The organism is Mucilaginibacter sp. RCC_168, from assembly GCF_041355315.1.
Taxonomy (GTDB): Bacteria; Bacteroidota; Bacteroidia; order Sphingobacteriales; family Sphingobacteriaceae; genus Mucilaginibacter.
Map to the genome: position 1 here is coordinate 1 of NZ_JBFUPN010000058.1, position 2,743 is coordinate 2,743.

The following is a 2,743-nucleotide window of genomic DNA, read 5'->3' on the forward strand; positions in this document are numbered from 1 at the left end:
AGCATATCCAAAAGGTTAAAACTAAACTCCTCCCATCCAACCTCGCTTATGTCATCTATACTTCCGGTTCTACCGGAAAACCTAAAGGCGTTATGATCGAGCATGCCTCAGTGGTGAATTTATTAATAGGTATAGCTAATGAAGTTGACTTTAGTTCAGTTTCTAGTTTCTTATCCGTCACCACATATATTTTTGATATATGTTATCTGGAATTTTATCTGCCTTTAGTTAATGGAGGAAAATTATTTATTATATCAAACAAGATAGCACGAGATGGTTTTTTGCTGGTGCAAAATCTTTATAATTATTGTCCGACACATATGCAGGGAACTCCATCAACGTGGCAATTGCTGGCAGAAGCAGGTTGGACGAATGAAATGCAACTTAAAATGTTAATAGGTGGAGAAGGTATACAAAAGAAAATCAAAACCTATTTTACTAAAATAGGAGATATATGGAATGTTTACGGGCCTACGGAAACTACAATTTGGTCTTCAATTAAAAAGCTATCAATTACAGAAGGCGTAACCATCGGCCGACCGATAGGCAATACCCAGATATACATCCTGGGGCCGGATCAGGGCCTGGTGCCTGTAGGGGTAACCGGTGAGATCTGCATCGGCGGGGCGGGATTGGCGCGGGGGTATCTCAACCGCCCTGACCTGACTGCCGAGAAGTTCATCCTCCACCCTTTCAGTACAGCACCCGATGCACGCATCTACAGAACAGGTGACCTGGGACGATGGTTGCCCGATGGCAATATCGAGTTCCTCGGACGCGGTGATGACCAGGTCAAGATCCGCGGATACCGGATCGAACCCGGCGAGATTGAAAGCGCCCTGACACAGACAGGACAGGTTCAGCAGGCGGTCGTTTTATGCAAAGAGGACAGCCAGGGAAATAAACGATTAATAGCCTATGTAGTTCCCGGGAACGGCTATCAGCACGAGGATGTGTTGGCATACCTGCGCACCAAGCTACCCGAGTACATGGTTCCCGGCCTTTTGCTTGAACTGGATTCACTACCATTAACACCTAACGGAAAAACAGACCGAAAGGCTCTCCTGGATATCGACATTTCCGGTGCAGCACAGTCCCAATACGAAGCACCAAGGAACCCAATAGAAGTGCAGCTCGCTGCTATATGGTCAGACCTGCTTGCCGTTGAACGGATAGGTATACACGACAACTTCTTTGAGCTCGGAGGACATTCCCTGCTGGCCATGCGACTCGTATCTTACGCCAGAAGAGAAATGGCTCTAGAACTGAGTATCGGAACGATATTCAATAATCCTACCATTGCATTATTAGCCGCTTATATATCCACAACACCGGATACCCTGACCGCCCTGCCTGCTATCCTGGCCGCCACACGGCCGGAAAGGATACCTTTATCTTTTGCTCAGGAGAGGTTATGGTTCATTGATGCACTGGAGGGTAGTTTGCAATACCATCTCCCATTTGTATTACGATTAAAAGGAGAACTGGACAGCATCGTGCTTGAAAAGGCACTCAGGACGATTGTAAACCGTCATGAGGTACTCCGCACCGTGATCGGGGAAGAAGATGGCCAGGCCTTCCAGCATATTCTGGATAAAGACGGATGGAAACTGGGATCCGGGAATGGTTTTGTTTACCACGATGAGGCTGGTTTAAGGGATAAGATCGATGAGCTCATCACTGCCCCCTTTAACCTTTCCTCGGATTATATGATCCGGGGGGACCTGATCAAGGTCAGCGAAGAAGAACATGTATTTCTCGGAACCATGCACCATATCATTTCTGATGGATGGTCTATACCTATTTTGGTCAAAGAACTGACTGAACTCTATAATGCATTTACTGCAGGCCGCAATTACCAACTGCCGGAATTACCCGTCCAGTATGCCGATTACACGATCTGGCAGCGGGAGTACTTGTCAGGGGACGTCCTCAATAATAAGATGGCCTACTGGCAGCAGCAGCTTGCTGGGCTACAGGTCCTTAATCTCCCAACGGATCATACCAGGACTCCGCTACGAAGCAGTAAGGGCGCAACAGCTGGTTTCCGCCTCGGCAGGGAACTAACCGGAAGCCTGGAAAGAATAAGCCTGGACAACGGAGCTACCCTGTACATGACCTTATTATCCGCCTTCAATATATTATTATATAAATATACCGGACAGGATGACATCTGTGTCGGCAGTCCTGTAGCGGGACGGCAGATGCAGGAGGTAGAAGGGCTCATCGGCTTTTTTGTCAATACCCTTGTTTTACGAAACCGCCTGTCAACGCAAATGTCTTTCCGTGAAGTCCTCCTACAGGTCAGAAAGACAACCCTCGAGGCTTATGCACACCAGGACGTTCCGTTTGAAAAAATCGTGGAGGCTGTCGTCAAGGAAAGGGATATGAGCCGAAGCCCGCTCTTTGATGTCATGTTTGTCTTCCAGAACAATGCACAGGCAGGCAATCTTGAAAACGGACTCTCCGGATTATCGGTATCGTTTGAAGGAAACCAGGACAATACATCAAAGTTTGATATGTCCGTTACCCTGCGGGAGAACCCCGGTGGGATAAGCGGGGAAATAAACTATAACAGCGATCTTTATGACCCGGAAACGATAGAGCGGATGCTCGCCCATTACCAGCGTTTGCTGCAAGCGGTTGTTTCTGACCAGGACCTGCCGCTGGATCAGCTGGAGATGATCACCGATAACGAGCGGAACCAGCTCTTAGTCGGCTTCAATGATACGGCTGCTGAATA

At 47.9% G+C, this 2,743-nt stretch carries 1 protein-coding gene; it reads left to right on the plus strand.

The window, feature by feature from the left end:
* Nucleotides 1-53 precede the first annotated feature (53 nt).
* Nucleotides 54-2,743 (plus strand): condensation domain-containing protein (locus AB6735_RS27920; protein ID WP_370999465.1); only part of this gene is annotated, 2,690 nt, incomplete at its 3' end.